The organism is Streptomyces sp. NPDC091371, from assembly GCF_040684275.1.
Classification (GTDB): domain Bacteria; phylum Actinomycetota; class Actinomycetes; order Streptomycetales; family Streptomycetaceae; genus Streptomyces.
Window position 1 is genome coordinate 47762 of sequence record NZ_JBFBFP010000042.1, and the last position, 21987, is coordinate 69748.

Below are 21987 nucleotides of genomic sequence, written 5' to 3' on the forward strand. Positions count from 1 at the left end.
TCATTGAATTGGCCTCGTCACCGGCTGAAAAGCGGCCGGTAAAGCAGTCGGCTGCGGATGCCCGGGGAGGGCATCCGCAGCCGCTCCGCTTGTCAGAGGTACTGACCGGTGTTTGCCACCGTGTCGATGGAGCGTCCGGTGTCCGCGCCTTGCTTTCCGGTGACGAGGGTGCGGATGAATACGATCCGCTCGCCCTTCTTTCCGGAGATTCGGGCCCAGTCGTCCGGGTTGGTGGTGTTGGGCAGGTCCTCGTTCTCCTTGAACTCGTCCACGCAGGCCTGGAGGAGGTGGGAGACGCGCAGGCCCTTCTGGTTGTGTTCGAGGAAGGCCTTGATCGCCATCTTCTTGGCCCGGTCGACGATGTTCTGGATCATCGCGCCGGAGTTGAAGTCCTTGAAGTAGAGGACTTCCTTGTCGCCGTTGGCGTACGTGACCTCGAGGAAGCGGTTCTCCTCGGTTTCGGCGTACATCTGCTCGACGACGGTCTGGATCATGCTGTGGACGGTGCCGGCCGTGGAGCCCTGGTGTTCGGACAGGTCGTCCGTGTGCAGGGGCAGCGTCGCCTTGAGGTACTTGGCGAAGATGTCCTTGGCGGCTTCTGCGTCCGGGCGCTCGATCTTGATCTTCACGTCGAGGCGTCCGGGGCGGAGGATGGCCGGGTCGATCATGTCTTCGCGGTTGGAGGCGCCGATGACGATGACGTTCTCCAGGCCTTCCACGCCGTCGATCTCGGCGAGCAGCTGGGGGACGATGGTGTTCTCGACGTCCGAGCTGACTCCGGATCCGCGGGTGCGGAAGAGGGATTCCATCTCGTCGAAGAAGACGATGACGGGGGTGCCCTCGCTGGCCTTTTCGCGGGCACGCTGGAAGACGAGGCGGATGTGCCGCTCGGTCTCGCCGACGTACTTGTTGAGGAGTTCGGGTCCCTTGATGTTCAGGAAGTAGGACTTTCCTGCTGCCTGTCCGGTGACTTCTGCGACCTTCTTGGCAAGGGAGTTGGCGACGGCTTTGGCGATGAGCGTCTTGCCGCAGCCGGGCGGGCCGTAGAGCAGGATGCCCTTCGGGGGCCGCAGTTCGTGTTCCTTGAAGAGGTCGGGGTAGAGGTACGGGAGCTCGACGGCGTCGCGGATCAGTTCGATCTGGTCGCCCAGGCCGCCGATCTTGTCGTAGTCGATGTCGGGGACCTCTTCGAGGACGAGGTCTTCGACTTCGCTCTTGGGGACCACTTCGTAGACGTAGCCGGAGCGGGGTTCGAGCAGGAGGGCGTCGCCGGGGCGGATGGTGATGTCCAGGAGCGGCTCGGCGAGCCTCACCACCCTTTCCTCGTCGGTGTGCCCGACGACCAGGGCGCGCTCGCCGTCCTCAAGGATTTCCTTGAGGGTGACGATGTCCCCGGCCCGCTCGAATTCCATGGCCTCGACCACGTTGAGCGCTTCGTTGAGCATGACTTCCTGGCCGCGCCGGAGGTCTTCCGGGTCGACGCTGGGGCTGACGTTCACGCGGAGCTTTCGGCCTCCGGTGAAGATGTCGACGGTGCCGTCCTCGTTGGCTTGCAGGAAGACACCGAAGCCTGCCGGCGGCTGTGCGAGCCGGTCGACTTCTTCCTTGAGGGCCACGATCTGGTCGCGGGCCTCACGGAGGGTATTCGCCAGTCGTTCGTTCTGTGCGGAGACGCCGGCCAGATTTGTCTGAAGCTCGACGATCCGCTCTTCGAGAATCCTCGTGTGTCGCGGAGAGTCGGCGAGCTTGCGGCGCAGGACGGCGATTTCCTGCTCGAGATAGGCAACCTGGCCGGCGGGGTCCTCAGACCCTCGTCCGGGCCGGATGCCGCGGTTGATGTCGTCGTCGTGGGCTGCCACGGTCCTCACCTCCTCCAAGGGGAGCTGGACGCTTCCTGACCCTACCTGGGCTGGTGGTGATTGAAACCCCTAGATCACAAAGACGGTAGAGGCGTGTCCGATCTTCACCCTTGCGTACTCCCTCACGCCAAGGAAATACCCACCCATCAACATCTGAAAGCGGCCGGTTGTAAGGTCGAACTGTTCAACACCCGTCAGGGCTCGCGCGACTTGCCGCGGGTTGTGACCGGGATGGATCACTCAGGGCAGGGAACGGCAGGAGATATGACCGTGCAGCAGGAGGCTCCGGCGGGCGTCGCGGGCGGGTCCGGCGAGGCGCTGGAGGTCTGGATCGATCAGGACCTCTGCACCGGGGACGGCATCTGCGCGCAGTACGCGCCGGAGGTGTTCGAGCTGGACATCGATGGTCTGGCGTATGTGAAGAGCGCGGACGACGAGCTGCTGCAGGAGGCGGGGGCGACGACTCCGGTTCCGCTGACGCTGCTGCAGGACGTGGTCGATTCGGCGAAGGAGTGTCCGGGTGACTGCATCCACGTCCGGCGCGTTTCGGACCGGGTGGAGGTCTTCGGTCCGGACGCGGAGTGAGGGTTCAAACACTCCTGGCGGCTGAGTCCGTCAGCTCCTGGCGGAATTTTCCGTCGCTCCAGCGCCACTTGGCGCGCTGTTTGAGGTCGGGGCTGTAGCGCGGGACGTCGGGTGAGGAGTAGCCGAGGAGGCTTGCCGTGACCGCTCCGTTGCGCACGGTGAGGTCGGTGGCGGTCTTGCGCTGGGTGGTTTCGAGCAGGGTGGCGACGACGCGGGGGCGGGCTCCGGCGGTGCGGTCCTGGACGAGTACGTAGAGGGCGTGGGGCGGGGTGCCGGATCCGGCGTCGCAGCGGACGGCGGCGACGGTTTCGGGGCGGCCGTCGCCGTCGAGGTCGCCTTGGGCGGTGGCGGTGACGGCCTGCGGGGCGCCCTTGCAGTCGAGGGGGTAGGTGATGCCCGTCGGGTCGGGTGCGGTGGCCGGCGGGCCTTCGGCGGCCTTGGCGGGGGCTCCGGTGGCCGGCTGGAGGAGTCCCGCGCCGGCTATGACGGCGGCCATGGCGGATGCGGTGGCGATCCAGTGGACGGGCTTGGTGCGGGTGTGTCCCAGTTCCGGCTCGGCGGGGCTGTGCGGCACGCGGGGTGTCTCCTGTGCGAGGGATGACGGGGAGCCAGCATCGTGCCATACCTCACACGATGGTGGAACGGCCGGGTCCGGACCGGTGGCCGCGTTCCGCCTCCGACAACGAAAAGGCGCTGTGGCGCAGTTCCCGGGGTGAGGGGGGGAACTGCGCCACAGCGCCGTTGTGTTGGGTGCGCGGAGCGGTTACGCGGAGCGGTCGCTGCCGGGTCCTTCGTAGTCCTCGCCGTAGGCGCCCTTGGCGGGGCGGCGGCGGCGCATGGGGGGCTCGACGCCGTCTGCGAGGCGGCGGGCGGTGACGAGGAAGCCGGTGTGGCCGATCATCCGGTGGTCGGGGCGGACCGCGAGGCCTTCGACGTGCCAGTTGCGGATCATCGATTCCCAGGGCTGCGGTTCGGCGAAGCAGCCGATCTCGCGGATGGATTCGACGGTCTTGGACAGCTGGGTGGTGGTGGCCACGTAGCAGCAGAGGATGCCGCCGGGGACGAGCGCCTTCTTGACGGCCTCGAGGCACTCCCAGGGGGCGAGCATGTCGAGGATGACGCGGTCGACGTCGGTTTCGTCCAGGTTGTCCTGGAGGTCGCCGACGGTCAGCTTCCATGCCGGGTGCGGGCCGCCGAAGTAGCGCTCGACGTTGGCGGTGGCGATCTCGGCGAAGTCCGGGCGGCGCTCGTAGCTGTGGAGCATGCCCTGGTCGCCGATGGCGCGCAGCAGGAAGCTGCTCAGGGAGCCGGAGCCGACGCCTGCTTCGACGACGCGGGCGCCGGGGAAGATGTCGGCGAAGGCCAGGATCTGGCCGGCGTCCTTGGGGTAGACCACGGCGGCGCCGCGGGGCATGGACAGGACATAGTCGGGGAGCAGGGGGCGCAGCGCGAGGTACGCGACGTTTCCCGTGGTACGGACAACACTGCCCTCGGGGGAGCCGATCAGCTCGTCGTGGGGGAAGGAACCCTTGTGGGTGTGGAAATTCTTCCCGGCTTCGAGCGTGAACGTGTAGTGGCGGCCCTTGGGGTCGGTGAGCTGAACCTGGTCCCCGACCTCGAAGGGCCCGCGTCGGCGGGCGGCACCGGTCGGTTCGGACATGTGACCAGTGTATTGGGTTCAGGACTGGGGCCGTGCCATGGCTTTCACGAAGGCTTTTTCGACGTCGAGGGTGGAGAGGACGCCGTAGATCTCGCCGGTGGGTTCGAGGACGAGGTATTCGGTGGCGGGGGTGGCGCGGAGGTGGTCGAGGAGTTCTTCGCCGGTGAGGTCCGCGGAAACCTTCATGCCGTCGGTGAGGTCTTGGGCGAGGGTGCTGACGGCGACCCAGGGGCGGCGGTGTTCGGGGACGGAGGCGATGGCGCTTTCGCGGACGATGGCGGTGGGGTCTCCGTGGCCGTCGACGACGACGAGGGCGCGGGCTCCGGCTTCGTCGGCGCGGCGGAGGGCTTCGGAGAGGGGGGTGGTGTTCTCGACGGGGATGGCGCGGCGGGTGAGGGTGCGGGCGCGGAGTTCGGGGAGGTGTTCGCGCAGGCGGGCCATGCGGAGGCTGTTGCCGGCGCCGGTCCAGATGATGGCGGCGAGGATGGCGGCGAGGAGGGCGTCCATGACGGTGTCCATGCCGCCGATCTCGTCGGTGCGGTTGCCGAGGAGTCCGGTGTGGGTGAGGAGGGGGAGGCCGAGGAGGACGGCTACGGCGAGGGCGCGGCCGATCCAGGCGGCGGCGATGGTGCCGGTCATGGGTTTGCCGGTGATGCCCCAGATGACGGCGCGGAGCATGCGGCCGCCGTCGAGGGGGAGGCCGGGGAGGAGGTTGAAGGCGGCGACGAGGAGGTTGGAGATCATGAGGCCGGCGAGGAGGACGCCGGGGACGGTGGCGGGGTCGACGGCTTTCATGCCGAGGTAGAAGGCGCCGGCGAGGAGGAGGGAGAGGAGGGGGCCGACGAAGGCGAGGACGAATTCGCGGCCGGGGGTCTCGGATTCCTTCTCGATTTCGGAGACTCCGCCGAAGAACTGGAGCTGGATGCGGCGGACGGGGAGTTTGAAGCGGAGGGCGGCGACGGTGTGGGCGAGTTCGTGGACGAGGACGGAGGCGTAGAAGGCGACGGCGAAGAAGAGGGAGACGAGGTAGCGGACCGGTCCGAGGTCGGGTAGGACGCGGTCGAGCTGGTCGCCGAAGACCCAGGTGATGAGTGCGGCTACGAGGAACCAGCTGGGCGAGACGTAGACGGGCACGCCGAAGGGGCGGCCCATGAGGATGCCGCCGCCCGGTCCTGAGCGCCGGTCTGGGCGCTCGCCGGTTTCGTCGGTGTCTGCCACGGTTGTCCTTCGTTCGGTGCGATGCTCTGATCATGCAGTGCGAGGGGGCTCGGCGTCGATGGTATGGCGTGGGCTGTCGGTGGCGGGTCGTAGGGTTTTGTGCATGACGATGAGCTCGGGTGCCGTGGCAGGCGCCGCCGATGAGGGTGCCGGTACCGATGAGGGTGCCGGTGCTGGTGTGGCCGCGGATGTCACTGTGGGTGCCGGTGTGGATGCGGGCGTGGTGCGGGCCGCTGTGGCGCCCACTTCGCTTTCTCCTTCTCGGGCGAGCGATTTCATGCGGTGTCCGCTGCTGTACCGGTTCCGGGTGATCGACAAGCTGCCGGAGAAGCCGAGTGCGGCGGCGACGCGCGGGACGCTGGTGCACGCGGTGCTGGAGCGGCTCTTCGACCATCCTGCGGCGGAGCGGACGGCGCCGGCGGCGAAGGCGTTGGTCCCGGGGCAGTGGGAGCGGTTGCTGGAGTCGAAGCCGGAGCTGGCGGAGCTGTTCCCGGAGGGTGACGGTGGGGCGGGGCTGGCGCGGTGGCTGACGGAGGCCGAGGCGCTGGTGGACCGCTGGTTCACGTTGGAGGACCCGACGCGGCTGGAGCCGGTGGAGCGGGAGTTCTTCGTGGAGACGGAGCTGGCGTCGGGGTTGCGGTTGCGCGGGATCATCGACCGGGTGGACGTGGCGCCGACGGGTGAGGTGCGGATCGTCGACTACAAGACGGGCAAGGCGCCGCGGCCGGAGTATGCCGAGGGTGCGTTGTTCCAGATGAAGTTCTACGCGTTGGTGGTGTGGCGGCTGAAGCAGGTCGTGCCGCGGCGGTTGCAGCTGGTGTACCTGGGCAGTGGTGAGGTGCTGACGTACGACCCGGTGGTGGAGGATCTGGAGCGGGTGGAGCGCAAGCTGCACGCGTTGTGGGACGCGATCCGGGAGGCGACGGAGTCGGGTGACTGGCGGCCGCGGCCGACGAAGTTGTGCGGCTGGTGTGATCATCAGGCGGTGTGTCCGGAGTTCGGGGGGACTCCCCCGGCCTATCCTCTGACGATCGGCCCGCGCCCGGCCGATTCCTGATTGCCCGGTCAGGGCAGAATGGGCGGCGTCCGTCGAAGATGCCGTGTGAATACGAGGTAGACCCCGTGGCGATCCGCGTCCTTCTGGTCGATGACCAGCCGCTGCTGCGTACCGGCTTCCGGATGATCCTGGAGGCCGAGGAGGACCTCGCGGTGGTGGGTGAGGCGGGGGACGGTCTGCAGGCGTTGGACCAGGTGCGGGCGCTGCAGCCGGATGTGGTGCTGATGGACATCCGGATGCCGCGGATGGACGGCGTGGAGGCGACCCGGCAGATCACGGGTCCGGGTCGGGACGGTCCGGCGAAGGTGCTGGTGCTGACCACGTTCGATCTGGACGAGTACGTGGTGGAGGCGCTGCGGGCGGGGGCGAGCGGGTTCTTGCTGAAGGACGCGCCGGCCAATGAGCTGGTGCAGGCGATCCGGGTGGTCGCGGGCGGCGAGGCGATGCTCGCGCCGAGCATCACGCGGCGGCTGCTGGACAAGTACGCGGGTCATCTGCCTTCGGGTGAGGAGAGCGTGCCGGACACCTTGGGGACGTTGACCGAGCGGGAGGTCGAGGTGTTGAAGCTGGTGGCCCGGGGCTTGTCGAACGCGGAGATCGCGGCGGACCTGTTCGTGAGCGAGACGACGGTGAAGACGCATGTGGGGCACGTGTTGACGAAGCTGGGGCTGCGGGACCGGGTGCAGGCCGCGGTGTACGCGTACGAGAGTGGTCTGGTGCGGCCGGGCGCGAACCAGTAGGGCTGTTGGGGGACGGACGGCGAACGGGCCGGCGGCCGCGTGGTGCGGCTGCCGGCCCGTTGGCTTCGGGTCGCTCGGGCTCAGCCCTTGCTGATTTCCCAGAAGCGGAAGACGGTCGACGCGTCGAGCGACCACTGGAGGCCGGTGACGTTGGGGCGGGTGACCGCGTACTGCTTGCCCTGCCAGAGCGGGAGGATCGGGATCTCGTCGGCGACGATGTCCTGGAGGCGGTTGTAGTCCGTGTTGGCGGCGGTGCGGTCGGACTTCGCGGAGGTCGACGGGATGATGGTCCCGGTGATCTCCTTGTTGTCGTAGTTGTTGCCGAGGACGTTGTCGGGGCCGAAGAACGGCTGGGTGAAGTTGTCGGCGTCCGGGTAGTCGGGGACCCAGCCCTTCACGTAGACGCCGTACTTGCCGGCCTGGATGTCCTTCTCGTACTGGTCGAACTCGGCGGACTTGACGTCGGCTTCGAAGAGGCCGCTGTCGTTGAGCTGCTTGGCGATGAGCTGCAGTTCCTGGTCCGTGGAGGGGCCGTAGCGCGAGGGCGTCGAGTAGAGGGTCAGCTTGACCTTGTCCTTGACGTTGGCGGCGCGCAGGACGGCCTTGGCCTTCTCCAGCTGGGGGCTGCCGCCGTAGCGGTCGAAGAAGGGCGTGGTGTGGGAGGCGATGCCGGCCGGGACGATCGAGTAGAGGGAGGTCGCGGTTCCCTGGTAGACCTCCTTGACCAGCGCTTCGCGGTCGACGAGGTAGGCGATGGCCTTGCGGACGTGGATCTTTCCGGCGACGGGGTCGTTCATGTTGAAGACGAGGTGCTGGACTTCGGCGCCGGTGCCCTGGACGACCTCGACCTTCTTGTCCCCGGTGTTGGTGGAGAGGCCGGCGATGTCCTTGGCGGCGAGGCCGCGGAAGGCGAAGTCGACGTCTCCGCTTTCGAGGACCTTCTTGAGGGCGGCCTGGTCCTCGTTGAAGAACTTCATGGTGACGCCGGAGTTCCGGACCTTGGCCTTGCCGGTGTAGGACTCGTTGACGGAGAAGCTCGCGCTCTTGTCGTTGATGGAGTCCAGCTTGTAGACGCCGGAGCCGATGGCCTTGCCGTCGGTGCGGAGCTTGTCGGCCGGGTATTCGGCGCGGTCGACGATGGAGCCGGCGCCCGAGGCGATCTTGCTGGGGAAGGTCGCGTCGGAGTTCTTGAGGTGGAAGACGACGGTCTTGTCGTCGGGGGCGTCGATGGTGCCGATCGACGCGAGCATGACGGCGGGGCCGTTCTCGTCGTTGATCTTCAGGGTGCGCTCGAAGGAGTACTTGACGTCCTTCGCGGTGAGGCTGTGGCCGTTGCTGAACTTGAGGCCGCCGCGCAGGGTGCACTTGTACGTCTTGCTGTCGGCGCCCTCGAAGCCGCAGGTCTCGGCGGCGTCCGGCTCGGGGGTGGTGCCGCCCTTGGGGAAGCTGAGGAGGGACTGGAAGACGTTGTTGAACAGGACCCAGGAGCCCGGGTCGTAGCCGGAGGCCGGGTCGGTGGCCTTCACCTTGTCGGATATCCCCATGACCACGCCCTTGCCGCTGCCGGCGTTGGAGCCATCGGTCGAACCGCAACCGCTGAGCAGCGCGGCGGCGGTGGCTGCGCCGAGCGGGGCCGCCAGCCACTGGTTACGTCGATTCACGGATGTGTCCTTCTCAGTCGAACGGTTCGTTGGGCCGGCCCGCGACACCCGCTGCCGGTTGGTTGCGTGCGTCAGCCGCTTACGCCGCGGCCGAGCTCCCACAGCTGGAGGTCGGAGATGGCGTTGACGGACCACTCCACTCCGGTGATTCCGTCGCGTGCGGCGACGTACTGCTTGCCCTGCCACAGGGGCAGGACGGGCACGTCGTCGGCGACGATGTCCTGCATCTCCGTGATCGCGGGGACGGCGACGTTGCGGTCGGCGGCGCGCCGGGATTCGGGGATGAGGCGGGTGCGTACGGCGGTGTTGGCGTACGGGGTGCCCAGGAAGTTGTCCTGCTCCAGGAACGGGGCGAGGAAGTTGTCGGCGTCGGGGTAGTCGGGGAACCAGCCGAGTCCGTAGGCGGCGTGGTCGCCCTTCTTCTGCGCGGGGCGGAAGTCGGCCCAGTCGCTGCCCTGGACGGTGATGTCGAACAGCTGGGTGGAGTTCAGCTGGGCCTTGAGGGCTTCGAACTCGGCCGCGGTGCCGTCGCCGTAGTGGTCGGTGGTGTAGTTCAGGGTGAGTTTGACCGGGGTCTTGATCCCGGCGTCCTTCAGCAGGGTGGCGGCCTTGGCGGTGTTGGCGTCGCCGTACTTGTTGAAGAAGGAGTTGACGTGGCCCGTCACGGTGGTGGGGACCAGCGAGTAGAGGGGCTGCGCGGACTTGCCGTAGACCTTGTTGATGAGGGCGTTGCGGTCGACGGCGGCGGCGAGGGCTTGGCGTACGGCCTTGTCCTTGACGACGGGGGCGTCGGTGTTGAAGCCGAGGTAGCGGATCTCCAGGCCGGGCAGCGGGGTGAGCTTGACGCCCTTGGGGGGCTTGGTGGAGAGCTCGTTGATCTGGGCGGGCGACAGGGTGCGGGAGATCATGTGGATCTTCCCGTCGGCGAGTGCCTTGCCCATGGCGGTGGAGTCGGCGTAGGTGCGCAGTTCGGCCTTGTCGTTCTGCAGCTTGAGGTCGCCCTTGTAGTGGGGGTTCTTGCTGAAGACGGCGCGGACGAGCTGGTTGTTCTTGACTTCGGCCTTCATCGTGTACGGGCCGGAGCCGTCCACGGCGAAGCCCTCGCGGAGCTTCTTGGCGTCGTAGTGCTTCTCGCTGACGATGCCCGCGGCGGGGGTGGAGAGCTTGTACGGGAACGTCGCGTCGGGGGCCTTCAGGTGGAAGACGACGGTGTCGGCGGCCTTGGCTTCGACGGTGTCGATGTTGGCCAGGAGCGACGAGGGGCCGTTCTCGTCCTTGATGGCGAGGACGCGTTCGATGGAGAACTTGACGTCCTTGGCCGTGACGGGGTCGCCGGAGGAGAACTTCAGGCCGGGGCGCAGGGTGCAGCGGTAGCTCTCGTTGCCGGTGTCGGTGAAGCGGCAGTCGGAGGCTGCTTCGGGGACGGGCTGGCCGCCGGCGCGGGGGGTGTGCATGAGCGTCTGGACGGTCTGGCGCAGGACGTTCCAGGCGCCGGCGTCGTAGGCGTAGGCCGGGTCGAAGGGGGCGGGGGCGTATTCGGCGGCCTCGAACCGGTCGGTGGTTCCGACGACGATCGCTCCGGATCCTGCTCCTCCGCCGGTCGCGGTGCCGCATGCGGCCAGCGTGGGGGTGAGCAGTCCGGCCGCGGCCGTCAGCACCATGGTCTTGCGGTTCATGCTGGAAGTACTCCCTGTTACCGGCACTTGCTCAAAGCGGTGTGAAGGGCACTTCGCGGCGGTCGCCCGTTCAGGGCGGAACGATCGGGCCGGTGTAGTGACGATCGGTCCACGCGGTCCCGGCAACAAGGGTGTGTGTCCGGGGCGGCTGAGGTGCGGCGCAGTGCCCGCAATGACACTAGTGGCCCGGGACGGGATGGCTGGAACTGGCCGGACATGGGGTGTAATCGCACCGTGACGGGAGTGAACCGGCTGTTCACGCGACGCTCTGTCCGGATTCGGTCAGGAGCTGATCAATCCGGACAGAGCGGCAGGCTCCGAGGCCCCGAGACAGGTCCGTCGGGGCTGTGACGGGTGACAAAGGTCACCTGGGACAACTGCCCCGGATGGGATGGAATTTCAGCCTCCGGGGCGTGCCGTAGAAGATTCTTCCGCGGGACCCGCGCCCCGCGGTCGTTTTGTTCGGTACGGAGCGTGTGGTGACGCGTGCGCTCAGTTCATCGGGGCGATGAGCGAGCGCAGGAAGGCCAGGTCCACTTCCTCCAGCGAGCGCATGATCGTCCGGCCGGGGGCCGGCTCGATGCGGCCGACGGAGGGGATGGCCACGACCCGGCAGCCGGCAGCCTCTGCGGCGGCGACGCCGGTCGCGGTGTCCTCGATGACGGCGCACCGGGAGGGGTGCGCGCCCAGCGTGCTCGCGGCGAGCAGGTAGGGGTCGGGGTGCGGCTTCGTACGGGCGACCTCGTCGCCGGCGACGGTCATCGTGAAGCGGTCGCGGCCCAGGGTGAGCAGGACCTGGTCGATGACGCGGCGGTGCGAGGCGGAGACGAGCGCGGTGGGCACGTTGTGCCGGGCCAGCTCGGTCAGCAGCCGCTCGGCGCCCGGCATGAGCGGGACCCGGTCGGCGATGCGGGCCTCGAAGCGCTCGTTGAGGAGGACGCTGAGCTCGGCCAGGCCGATGGCGGCGCCGGTGGCCTCGATGAGGAAGCCCGCGCTGCGGCTCATCGGGCCGCCGACGACCACGTCGCGCCAGGACTCGTCGAGCCGGTGGCCGAGCTCGTGGAAGATCTCCGCTTCGATCTCCCACCAGAAGCCCTCGGTGTCGACGAGAGTGCCGTCCATGTCGAGCAGCACCGCCTGCAGGGCATGCCCGTCGGCCGTACGGGCGACGGGGGCGGGAACGGTGCTGGTCATGCGTAACGCCTCTCTCCGGGGGACGACAAGGCCGGTCACCTCGACCCCGCGGGGTACCCCCCTGGGGAACAGGTGACCGGCCTGTATGGGACCGACCAGTGTACGCCGGTCGGTGTCAGCGTGCGTTGAAATACTTCGCTTCGGGGTGGTGAATCACGATCGCGTCGGTGGACTGCTCGGGGTGGAGCTGGAACTCCTCCGAGAGGTGGACGCCGATCCGCTCCGGCTGGAGCAGGTCGGCGATCTTCGCGCGGTCCTCCAGGTCGGGGCAGGCGCCGTAGCCGAGGGAGAAGCGGGCGCCTCGGTACTTGAGGTCGAACATGTCCTCGACCTTGGCCGGGTCCTCGCCGCCGAAGCCGAGCTCGGCGCGGACTCGGGCGTGCCAGTACTCGGCGAGGGCCTCGGCGAGCTGGACGGAGAGGCCGTGCAGCTCCAGGTACTCGCGGTAGGAGTCGGACTCGAACAGCTTGGCCGTGGCCTCGCCGATCTTCGAGCCGACGGTGACGACCTGGAGGCCGACGACGTCGGTCTCCCCCGACTCCTCCGGGCGGAAGAAGTCGGCGAGGCACAGGCGGCGGCCGCGGCGCTGGCGCGGGAAGGTGAAGCGGGTCCGCTCGTTGCCCTGCTCGTCCAGGATGATCAGGTCCTCGCCCTTGGACACGCAGGGGAAGTACCCGTAGACGACGGCCGCCTCGAGGAGGTTCTCCGTGTGGAGCTTCTCCAGGAGCCCGCGCAGACGGGGACGGCCCTCGCTCTCGACGAGCTCCTCGTACGTGGCTCCGCCCGCGCGGGCCTGCTTGAGGCCCCACTGGCCCTTGAAGAGGGCGCCCTCGTCCAGCCAGGAGGCGTAGTCCTTGAGCGGGATGCCCTTGACGACGCGGGTCCCCCAGAACGGCGGGGCGGGCACCGGGTTGTCGACGGCCACGTCGGACCGGCCGCCGGGCTCCTCCGCCTCCTCCACCTGGAGGACGGGCGTGTCCCGCTTGGCGACCCGGCGCTGCTTGAGCTCGGGGAGGGCGGCGCCGGGGACTCCGCGCTTGACGGCGATCAGGGCGTCCATGAGGCGCAGGCCCTCGAAGGCGTCGCGGGCGTAGCGGACTTCGCCTTCGTAGATCTCGTGGAGGTCCTGTTCGACGTAGGCGCGGGTGAGGGCGGCGCCGCCGAGGATGACCGGGTAGTCGGCCGCCAGCTTGCGCTGGTTGAGCTCCTCCAGGTTCTCCTTCATGATCACGGTCGACTTCACGAGCAGGCCCGACATGCCGATGACGTCGGCCTTGTGCTCCTGGGCCGCTTCGAGGATCGCGGAGACGGGCTGCTTGATGCCGATGTTGACGACGTTGTAGCCGTTGTTGGTGAGGATGATGTCGACGAGGTTCTTGCCGATGTCGTGGACGTCGCCGCGGACCGTGGCCAGGACGATGGTGCCCTTGCCCTCCGCGTCGGACTTCTCCATGTGCGGTTCGAGATACGCCACGGCCGTCTTCATGACCTCGGCGGACTGGAGGACGAAGGGGAGCTGCATCTGGCCGGAGCCGAACAGCTCGCCGACGACCTTCATGCCCTCCAAGAGGGTGTCGTTGACGATGTCCAGGGCCGGGCGGGTCTGGAGGGCCTCGTCCAGATCGGCCTCCAGGCCGTTCTTCTCGCCGTCGATGATCCGGCGCTGCAAGCGCTCGTCGAGCGGCAGGGCGAGGAGTTCCTCGGCACGGCCGGCCTTCAGCGACTTGGTGTTGACGCCCTCGAACAGGGCCATCAGCTTCTGCAGCGGGTCGTAGTCCTCGGTCCGCCGGTCGTAGATCAGGTCGAGTGCCGTGTTGACCTGCTCGTCGTCGAAGCGGGCGATCGGCAGGATCTTCGAGGCGTGCACGATCGCCGAGTCCAGACCCGCCTTCACGCACTCGTCGAGGAAGACCGAGTTCAGCAGGACACGGGCGGCCGGGTTCAGGCCGAAGGAGATGTTCGACAGACCCAGCGTGGTCTGGACGTCCGGGTGACGGCGCTTGAGCTCACGGATCGACTCGATCGTGGCGATGCCGTCCTTGCGGGACTCCTCCTGACCGGTGCAGATCGTGAACGTGAGGGTGTCGATGAGGATGTCCGACTCGCGGATCCCCCAGTTCGACGTCAGGTCCTCGATGAGGCGCTCGGCGATGGCGACCTTGTGCTCGACGGTGCGGGCCTGGCCCTCCTCGTCGATGGTCAGCGCGATCAGCGCGGCACCGTGCTCCTGGGCCAGACGGGTGACCTTCGCGAAGCGCGACTCCGGGCCGTCGCCGTCCTCGTAGTTCACGGAGTTGATGACCGCACGGCCACCGAGCTTCTCCAGGCCGGCCTGGATGACGGGGACCTCGGTGGAGTCGAGGACGATCGGCAGGGTGGAGGCGGTGGCGAAACGGCCGGCCAGCTCCTTCATGTCCTCGACGCCGTCGCGGCCCACGTAGTCGACGCAGAGGTCGAGCATGTGCGCGCCCTCGCGGATCTGGTCGCGGGCCATCTCGACGCAGTCGTCCCAGCGGCCGTCGAGCATGGCCTCGCGGAACTTCTTGGAGCCGTTGGCGTTGGTGCGCTCGCCGATGGCCATGTACGAGGTGTCCTGGCGGAACGGCACCGTCTGATACAGCGAAGCCGCACCCGGCTCCGGCTGCGGGCTCCGCTGTGTGATCTCGGTACCCCGGACCCGCTCCACGACCTGCCGCAGGTGCTCCGGCGTCGTGCCGCAGCAGCCGCCGACGAGGGAGAGGCCGTACTCGCGGACGAACGTCTCCTGGGCGTCGGCCAGCTCGGAGGCGGACAGCGGGTAGTGGGCGCCGTCCTTCGTCAGGACGGGCAGGCCGGCGTTGGGCATGCAGGAGATCGGGATGCGGGCGTTCCGCGCCAGGTAGCGCAGGTGCTCGCTCATCTCCGCCGGGCCGGTCGCGCAGTTCAAGCCGATCATGTCGATGCCGAGGGGCTCCAGCGCGGTCAGCGCCGCACCGATTTCGGAGCCGAGGAGCATGGTGCCGGTGGTCTCGACGGTGACGGAGCAGATCAGCGGGACGGTGACGCCCAGCGCCTTCATGGCGCGGTGGGCGCCGATGATGGAGGACTTGGTCTGCAGGAGGTCCTGGGTGGTCTCGACGAGCAGCGCGTCGGCGCCGCCGGAGATGAGGCCCTCGGCGTTGATCTGGTAGGCGTCGCGGATCTGGCCGTAGGTGATGTGGCCGAGGGTGGGGAGCTTGGTGCCGGGGCCGATGGAGCCCAGGACCCAGCGCTGCTGGCCGGTGGAGGCGGTGAACTCGTCCGCGACCTCGCGGGCGATGCGGGCGCCTGCCTCCGACAGCTCGAAGTTCCGATCGGCGATGTCGTACTCGGCGAGTGCCGCATAGTTCGTGCCGAAGGTATTGGTCTCGACGCAGTCCACGCCCACCGAGAAGTACGCCTCGTGGACGGAGCGCACGATGTCGGGGCGGGTGATGTTGAGGACCTCGTTGCAGCCTTCGAGCTGCTGGAAGTCTTCCATGGTGGGGTCCTGCGCCTGGAGCATCGTTCCCATGGCTCCGTCGGCGACGACCACACGGGTGGCGAGCGCCTCTCGGAGGGCATCGGCCCGGGTCTGTGTGTCAGCGGGCGGGTTCGGCAACGAGGCCATGGTTGAGCTCCCTGGGATGCGACGGCTGTCGGCTTTGCACCCCCTCTGTGTCAAGGGTGCACGCGGCCAGGGTAACCGCGCGGCACCTGACCCGGTGAGGGCGTCCCACGTGGCGGACTGCATTCTGTGCGCGGGGCGTCCTGACGGGGGTGTCGACGCGGGTGTGTCGACACGCACGTGTGTCCGGAACGCCTCAGCATGCACGAGGTCGGCATCGACCGATAGTGTTCAGCATTGTCGAACTACGTCAGCAGGAGGCTGCGCGATGGCACGGAACATCCAGTCGCTCGAACGAGCCGCTGCGATGCTGCGACTCCTGGCGGGCGGGGAGCGCCGGCTGGGGCTCTCGGACGTGGCGTCCGCCCTGGGCCTGGCCAAGGGCACCGCACACGGCATCCTGCGCACCTTGCAGGCGGAGGGCTTCGTCGAGCAGGACCCGGCATCGGGGCGCTACCAGCTGGGCGCCGAGCTGCTGCGTCTGGGCAACAGCTATCTGGACGTGCACGAGCTGCGGGCCCGCGCCCTGGTGTGGACGGACGACCTGGCCCGGGCGAGCGGCGAGAGCGTGTACGTGGGCGTGCTCCACAAGAGCGGGGTGCTGATCATGCACCACGTGTTCCGGCCCGACGACAGCCGCCAGGTGCTGGAGGTGGGGGCCATGCAGCCGCTGCACTCGACGGCGCTGGGCAAGGTGCTGTCGGCGTACGACCCGGTGGCGCACACGCAGGCGCTGGAGGTGGAGCGCGAGGCGTTCACCCCGCGCACGGTCACGGACGCGGCCGGGTTCGAGGAGGTCCTCGGGCTGACCCGGGCGCGCGGCTGGGCCGCCGACGTGGAGGAGACGTGGGAGGGCATCGCCTCGGTCGCGGCGCCCATTCACGACCGGCGCAGGATGCCGGTCGGCGCGGTCGCGGTGGCGGGCGCCGTGGAGCGGGTCTGCGGCGAGTCCGGGGAGCCCCGGGCGGCGCTGGTGGCGTCCGTACGGGACTGCGCGCGGTCGGTTTCACGCGACCTGGGAGCGGGCCGGTTCTGAGCTTGACCTGACTCTTTCGCCCCACTCAAGGCCCACCCGGCGCGGCTTCAAGCTGCATTTGGGTGGGTTTTGTCATTTACTGATCATGGATTGGCCGGATTTGGGCGATCGTACCGGGTGGTAACGATCCGGTTCTTTGACCTGGTCAGGCCTTGACGGGTTCTTCACGTAGGCGGAAAACTGCCGTTCATCGGTCGGCAATGTCGAACACCTACCGGCAATACGCGTTAGGGTGTGGCAAGGCCAAGGACCGGTGCAGCACTCACCGAGTGCGCGGAACCACCGGAGGGACCCGGTTTCCGCCCACCCCTGGACGTAAGACAAAGGAGTCGCGGGTGTCCAGCTCCGACATCTTCATCGGCGAGACCATCGGTACCGCCCTGCTCACACTGCTCGGCGGTGGCGTCTGCGCCGCCCTCACGCTCAAGAGCTCCAAGGCCCGCGGCGCGGGCTGGCTCGCGATCACCTTCGGCTGGGGCTTCGCGGTCCTGATCGCCGCCTACGTCTCCGCACCGCTCTCCGGCGCGCACCTCAACCCGGCGGTCACGGTCGGCATCGCCATCAAGACCGGCGAGTGGGGTGACGTCCCGGTCTACTTCGCGGGCCAGCTGCTCGGCGCCATGCTCGGCGCGGTCCTGATGTGGATCACGTACTACGGCCAGTTCCGCGCCCACCTGGCGGACCCCGAGAACATCAAGGACGCGCGGCTCGGTCCCGAGGACCCGCACCCGCACGACGTCGCCGGTCCGGTGCTCGGGATCTTCTCGACCGGCCCCGAGATCCGCAACGTGGTCCAGAACCTCGCGACGGAGATCATCGGCACGGCCGTCCTGGTCCTGGCCATCCTGACCCAGGGCCTCCAGGACGGCGGCAAGGGCCTCGGTGTCATCGGCGTCCTGATCACCTCGTTCGTGGTCGTCGGCATCGGCCTCTCGCTGGGCGGTCCGACCGGCTACGCCATCAACCCGGTCCGCGACCTCGGTCCGCGCATCGTCCACGCCCTGCTGCCGCTGCCCAACAAGGGCGGCTCCGACTGGAGCTACTCCTGGATCCCGGTCGTCGGCCCGCTCGTCGGTGCCGCCGTCGCCGGTGGTCTGTACAACATCGCGTTCGCCTGATCAGCATCGGCCCGCGCTCGTAAGATCCGCACCGCATCCTGATTCCGCCTACTCATAGACCTGCCAGGAGCAGCCACATGACCAGCAGCACCGGCCCCTTCATCGCCGCGATCGACCAGGGCACCACCTCCTCCCGCTGCATCGTCTTCGACCGCGACGGCCGCATCGTGGCCGTCGACCAGAAGGAGCACGAGCAGATCTTCCCGAAGCCGGGCTGGGTCGAGCACGACGCCACCGAGATCTGGACCAACGTCCAGGAGGTCGTCGCCGGGGCCATCGCCAAGGCGGAGATCACCGCCGCGGACGTCAAGGCCGTCGGCATCACCAACCAGCGCGAGACCACCGTCCTGTGGGACAAGAACACCGGCGAGCCGGTGCACAACGCGCTGGTCTGGCAGGACACCCGCACCGACGCCCTGTGCAAGGAGCTCGGCCGCAACGTCGGCCAGGACCGCTTCCGCCGCGAGACCGGCCTGCCCCTGGCGAGCTACTTCGCCGGCCCGAAGGTCCGCTGGCTGCTCGACAACGTCGAGGGCCTGCGCGAGCGCGCCGAGGCCGGGGACATCCTCTTCGGCACCATGGACTCCTGGGTCATCTGGAACCTGACCGGCGGCGCCCAGGGCGGCGTGCACGTCACCGACGTCACCAACGCCTCGCGCACGATGCTGATGAACCTGCACACCCTGGCCTGGGACGAGCGCATCGCCGAGTCCATGGACGTGCCGCTGAACGTCCTCCCGGAGATCAAGTCCTCCGCCGAGGTCTACGGCCACGTCAAGGACGGCGTCCTCGCCGGCGTCCCGGTCGCCTCGGCGCTCGGCGACCAGCAGGCCGCCCTGTTCGGCCAGACCTGTTTCGCCGAGGGCGAGGCCAAGTCCACGTACGGCACCGGCACGTTCATGCTGATGAACACCGGCGACAAGATCATCAACTCCTACAGCGGCTTGCTGACCACGGTCGGCTACCAGATCGGCGACCAGAAGCCGGTCTACGCGCTGGAGGGCTCCATCGCCGTCACCGGCTCGCTCGTCCAGTGGATGCGCGACCAGATGGGCCTGATCAAGTCCGCGGCCGAGATCGAGACCCTGGCCTCCTCCGTCGAGGACAACGGCGGCGCCTACTTCGTGCCGGCCTTCTCCGGCCTGTTCGCCCCGTACTGGCGCTCCGACGCCCGCGGTGTGATCGCCGGCCTCACCCGGTACGTCACCAAGGCGCACATCGCCCGTGCCGTCCTGGAGGCCACCGCCTGGCAGACCCGCGAGATCACCGACGCCATGACCAAGGACTCGGGCGTCGAGCTCACGGCCCTCAAGGTCGACGGCGGCATGACCTCCAACAACCTGCTGATGCAGACGCTCTCGGACTTCCTGGACGCCCCCGTGGTCCGTCCGATGGTCGCCGAGACCACCTGCCTCGGCGCCGCCTACGCCGCCGGCCTGGCCGTCGGCTTCTGGCCCGACACCGACGCCCTGCGCGCCAACTGGCGCCGCGCGGCCGAGTGGACCCCGCGGATGCCCGCCGAGCAGCGGGAGCGCGAGTACAAGAGCTGGCTCAAGGCCGTCGAGCGGTCCATGGGCTGGGTCGACGACGAAGACGCCAGCTGACCACACTCAGCTGAGTCAATCGACGAGGAGCTAAGAGAGATATGAGCATCCCGCAGAGCGTGACCGCACTGGGCACGCACCCGACCGCCGGTTCCAACGCGAGCCGCGCCGAGACCCGCGAGCAGTTGGCGAAGGCCACGTACGACCTCCTGGTCATCGGCGGTGGAATCCTGGGCACCTCGGTGGCCTGGCACGCCGCGCAGTCTGGTCTGCGGGTCGCCATGGTGGACGCCGGCGACTTCGCCGGCGCCACCTCCTCGGCCTCCTCCAAGCTGGTCCACGGCGGCCTGCGCTACCTGCAGACCGGCGCGGTCAAGCTGGTGGCCGAAAACCACCACGAGCGCCGGGTGCTGGCCAAGGACGTGGCCCCGCACCTGGTCAACCCGCTCACCTTCTACCTGCCCGTCTACAAGGGCGGTCCGGTCGGTGCGGCCAAGCTGGGCGCGGGCGTCTTCGCCTACTCCGCCCTCTCGGCCTTCGGCGACGGCATGGGCAAGGTCATCTCCCCGGCCCGCGCCGCCGCCGACAACCCGGGGCTGCGGACGGACGACCTGAAGGCCGTCGCGGTCTACTACGACCACCAGATGAACGACTCCCGCGTCGCCGTCATGACGGTCCGCGCGGCCGTCGAGTCGGGCGCGGTCGTCCTCAACCACGCCGAGGTCACCGGGCTGCGCATGACGCGCGGCCGGGTCACCGGAGCCGAGCTCAAGGACCGCCTGGACGGCACCGAGTTCGGGGTCGACGCGCGCGTCGTGCTCAACGCCACCGGCCCGTGGGTGGACCACCTGCGGCGCATGGAAGACAAGCACTCGATGCCGTCGATCCGCCTCTCCAAGGGCGCGCACATCGTCATGAAGCGCAAGTCGCCCTGGAAGGCCGCCATGGCCACCCCGATCGACAAGTACCGCATCACCTTCGCCCTCCCGTGGGAGGACCAGCTGCTGCTCGGCACCACCGACGAGGTGTACGAGGGCGACCCGGCGGACGTGCGCGCCACCGAGGCCGACATCCAGCAGATCCTGGACGAGGCGGCCTTCTCGGTGAAGGACGCGGACCTGGACCGCTCGCTGATGACGTACGCCTTCGCCGGCCTGCGGGTGCTGCCCGGCGGCCCTGGCGGGGTCGAGAAGGCCAAGCGCGAGACGGTCGTGTCCGAGGGCGCGGGCGGCATGCTGTCGGTGGCCGGCGGCAAGTGGACCACGTACCGGCACATCGGCCGTGTGGTCATGGACAAGCTGGCGAAGCTCCCGGGCAGCCCGCTGACCGAGGACATGGAGCCGGTGAAGTCGCTGGTGCGGCGGGTCCCGCTGCCCGGTGTCGCCAACCCGAACGCGGTCGCGCACCGGCTGCTGGTGGACCGCGAGCCCGGTGCGCGGATGGACCCGCTGACCGCCCGCCACCTGGCCTCGCACTACGGTTCGCTGGCCTTCGACATCGCGCGGATCGCGAACGAGGACCCGGCGCTGGCCGAGCGCATCCACCCGGACGGTCCGGAGATCTGGGCGCAGGTCGCGTACGCCCGTGACAACGAGTGGGCCGAGACGGTCGACGACGTGCTGCGCCGGCGTACCACGGTGACGGTCCGCGGCCTGGACGACGAGGCCGTACGGGCCCGTGTCGAGGAGATGCTGAGCCGCAAGGCATAGCTCGTACGCAGGTGGGGAAGAGGGGCGGTTCCGAGGGGAACCGCCCCTCTGTCGTGGGCTGTGGCCGGTGCCTCATCAAGGCTTAGGCTGGCCCACGTACGCAAGGGAACTTCGGAAGGAGACCTGGGTGATCGAGCTTGAGGGCGTGCCCGAGCTGATCGACCCGGTCATGGTGGCCGCGTTCGAGGGCTGGAACGACGCGGGTGACGCGGCCTCCGGTGCGGTCGCGCACCTGGACCGGGAGTGGAAGGGCGAGGTGTTCGCGGCGCTGGACGCCGAGGACTACTACGACTTCCAGGTCAACCGGCCGACTGTGTGGCTGGACAACGGGGTACGGAAGATCACGTGGCCGACGACGCGGCTGTCGGTGGTCCGCATCGGCGGGGCGAAGCCGCGCGACCTCGTGCTGGTTCGGGGCATCGAACCGTCCATGCGGTGGCGGTCGTTCTGCAACGAGCTGCTGGGCTTCGCCCACGAGTTGGGCGTGGAGATGGTCGTCGTCCTCGGCGCGCTGCTCGGGGACACCCCGCACACGCGGCCGGTGCCGGTGAGCGGGGTCACCTCGGACGCGGACCTGGCGCGGACGATGGACCTGGAGGAGACCAAGTACGAGGGCCCGACGGGGATCGTGGGCGTGCTGCAGGAGGCGTGCACGCACGCCGGGGTGCCGGCGGTGTCCCTGTGGGCGGCGGTGCCGCACTACGTGTCGCAGCCGCCGAACCCGAAGGCCACGCTGGCCCTGCTGAACCGGCTGGAGGACCTGATCGACATCCGGATCCCGCTGGGCGAGCTGCCGGAGGACGCGCGGGCGTGGCAGCTGGGCGTGGACCAGCTGGCGGCGGAGGACAGCGAGGTCGCGGAGTACGTCCAGACGCTGGAGGAGGCCCGGGACACGGCCGATCTGCCGGAGGCGTCGGGGGACGCGATCGCCCGGGAGTTCGAGCGGTACCTGCGGCGGCGGGATCCTGCCGGGCCGGAGCAGCCGGGTGACGGCTCGTACCTGCGGGACACGTCCGGCGGCCTGTCGCTGCCGCCGAAGCGCAAGCAGGACCCCCCGGCGGAGGAACCGCCGGCGGCCGCCTCCCCCGACGAGGACGACACCCCGCCGGAGGCGTAGCCCGGGCAGGTGCGCCGCCGCGCAAGCGCCCTGGGGCTCCGCCCCGGACCCCGCGCCTCAAACGCCGGCGGGGCTGGAACGAAACGTCGGCCCGGCCGCAGGTGCGGCGGTGGTCTCGCCATCGTCGGCGCGTCCGGCGGTGGCAAGTCCTCGCTCGCGCTGCAGAAGTTCTACGAGGAGTCGGAGTC

General features: G+C 68.9%; 16 protein-coding genes. 8 read left to right on the forward strand and 8 right to left on the reverse strand.

Annotation, left to right across the window (positions count from 1 at the left end; genetic code table 11):
* Positions 1-92: 92 nt before the first annotated feature.
* Positions 93-1859: a proteasome ATPase gene (gene arc / locus AB0O21_RS32090; protein WP_365176652.1), complete on the reverse strand. Its 1767-nt coding sequence runs from the start codon at positions 1857-1859 to the stop codon at positions 93-95.
* Between the two features lie 264 nt (positions 1860-2123).
* Between arc and AB0O21_RS32095 the strand changes: the two genes are divergently transcribed.
* Positions 2124-2444: a ferredoxin gene (locus tag AB0O21_RS32095; protein WP_365176699.1), complete on the forward strand. Its 321-nt coding sequence runs from the start codon at positions 2124-2126 to the stop codon at positions 2442-2444.
* A gap of 4 nt (positions 2445-2448) precedes the next feature.
* Here AB0O21_RS32095 and AB0O21_RS32100 read toward each other — a convergent pair whose 3' ends face one another.
* The 3 genes from AB0O21_RS32100 to AB0O21_RS32110 form a co-directional block, all read right to left on the reverse strand.
* A complete protein-coding gene (locus AB0O21_RS32100; protein ID WP_365176655.1) occupies positions 2449-3018 on the reverse strand; it encodes a hypothetical protein in 570 nt (189 codons plus the stop codon).
* Positions 3019-3207: 189 nt separating this feature from the next.
* Complete coding sequence (locus AB0O21_RS32105) at positions 3208-4104, reverse strand: tRNA (adenine-N1)-methyltransferase (protein WP_365176658.1); 897 nt, start codon at positions 4102-4104, stop codon at positions 3208-3210.
* A gap of 18 nt (positions 4105-4122) precedes the next feature.
* On the reverse strand, positions 4123-5256 hold the full coding sequence (locus tag AB0O21_RS32110) for a site-2 protease family protein (protein ID WP_365176702.1): 1134 nt from the start codon (positions 5254-5256) through the stop codon (positions 4123-4125).
* Between the two features lie 169 nt (positions 5257-5425).
* Between AB0O21_RS32110 and AB0O21_RS32115 the strand changes: the two genes are divergently transcribed.
* Together AB0O21_RS32115 and AB0O21_RS32120 are read left to right on the forward strand one after the other, a co-directional pair.
* A complete protein-coding gene (locus AB0O21_RS32115; RefSeq protein WP_365176661.1) occupies positions 5426-6379 on the forward strand; it encodes a PD-(D/E)XK nuclease family protein in 954 nt (317 codons plus the stop codon).
* Positions 6380-6444: 65 nt separating this feature from the next.
* Positions 6445-7119, forward strand: coding sequence for a response regulator transcription factor (locus AB0O21_RS32120; protein WP_365176664.1), 675 nt, complete (start codon positions 6445-6447; stop codon positions 7117-7119).
* Positions 7120-7199: 80 nt separating this feature from the next.
* Here the strand turns inward: AB0O21_RS32120 and AB0O21_RS32125 are convergent, their stop codons facing one another.
* The 4 genes from AB0O21_RS32125 to metH form a co-directional block, all read right to left on the reverse strand.
* Positions 7200-8780, reverse strand: coding sequence for an ABC transporter substrate-binding protein (locus AB0O21_RS32125; protein WP_365176667.1), 1581 nt, complete (start codon positions 8778-8780; stop codon positions 7200-7202).
* A 71-nt stretch (positions 8781-8851) separates the two neighbouring features.
* Positions 8852-10456: an ABC transporter substrate-binding protein gene (locus AB0O21_RS32130; protein WP_365176670.1), complete on the reverse strand. Its 1605-nt coding sequence runs from the start codon at positions 10454-10456 to the stop codon at positions 8852-8854.
* Between the two features lie 492 nt (positions 10457-10948).
* Positions 10949-11650, reverse strand: coding sequence for an HAD family phosphatase (locus tag AB0O21_RS32135; protein WP_365176673.1), 702 nt, complete (start codon positions 11648-11650; stop codon positions 10949-10951).
* Positions 11651-11765: 115 nt separating this feature from the next.
* Positions 11766-15278, reverse strand: a complete 3513-nt coding sequence (gene metH / locus AB0O21_RS32140; RefSeq protein WP_365176676.1) for a methionine synthase — start codon at positions 15276-15278, stop codon at positions 11766-11768.
* A gap of 265 nt (positions 15279-15543) precedes the next feature.
* Between metH and AB0O21_RS32145 the strand changes: the two genes are divergently transcribed.
* The 5 genes from AB0O21_RS32145 to AB0O21_RS32165 all read left to right on the forward strand — a co-directional run bounded on the left by AB0O21_RS32145 (position 15544) and on the right by AB0O21_RS32165 (position 21799).
* The gene (locus tag AB0O21_RS32145) at positions 15544-16311 is read left to right on the forward strand and encodes an IclR family transcriptional regulator (protein ID WP_365176679.1); all 768 of its coding nucleotides are present in this window, start codon (positions 15544-15546) and stop codon (positions 16309-16311) included.
* A gap of 335 nt (positions 16312-16646) precedes the next feature.
* A complete protein-coding gene (locus tag AB0O21_RS32150) occupies positions 16647-17429 on the forward strand; it encodes an MIP/aquaporin family protein (RefSeq protein ID WP_365176682.1) in 783 nt (260 codons plus the stop codon).
* A 77-nt stretch (positions 17430-17506) separates the two neighbouring features.
* Entirely contained in the window at positions 17507-19033 is a 1527-nt protein-coding gene (gene glpK / locus AB0O21_RS32155) for a glycerol kinase GlpK (protein WP_365176685.1), read from the forward strand.
* Between the two features lie 41 nt (positions 19034-19074).
* A complete protein-coding gene (locus tag AB0O21_RS32160) occupies positions 19075-20682 on the forward strand; it encodes a glycerol-3-phosphate dehydrogenase/oxidase (RefSeq protein ID WP_365176688.1) in 1608 nt (535 codons plus the stop codon).
* A gap of 127 nt (positions 20683-20809) precedes the next feature.
* Positions 20810-21799 (forward strand): PAC2 family protein, encoded by a 990-nt coding sequence (locus AB0O21_RS32165; RefSeq protein ID WP_365176691.1) that lies wholly within the window; start codon positions 20810-20812, stop codon positions 21797-21799.
* Positions 21800-21987: the final 188 nt, after the last annotated feature.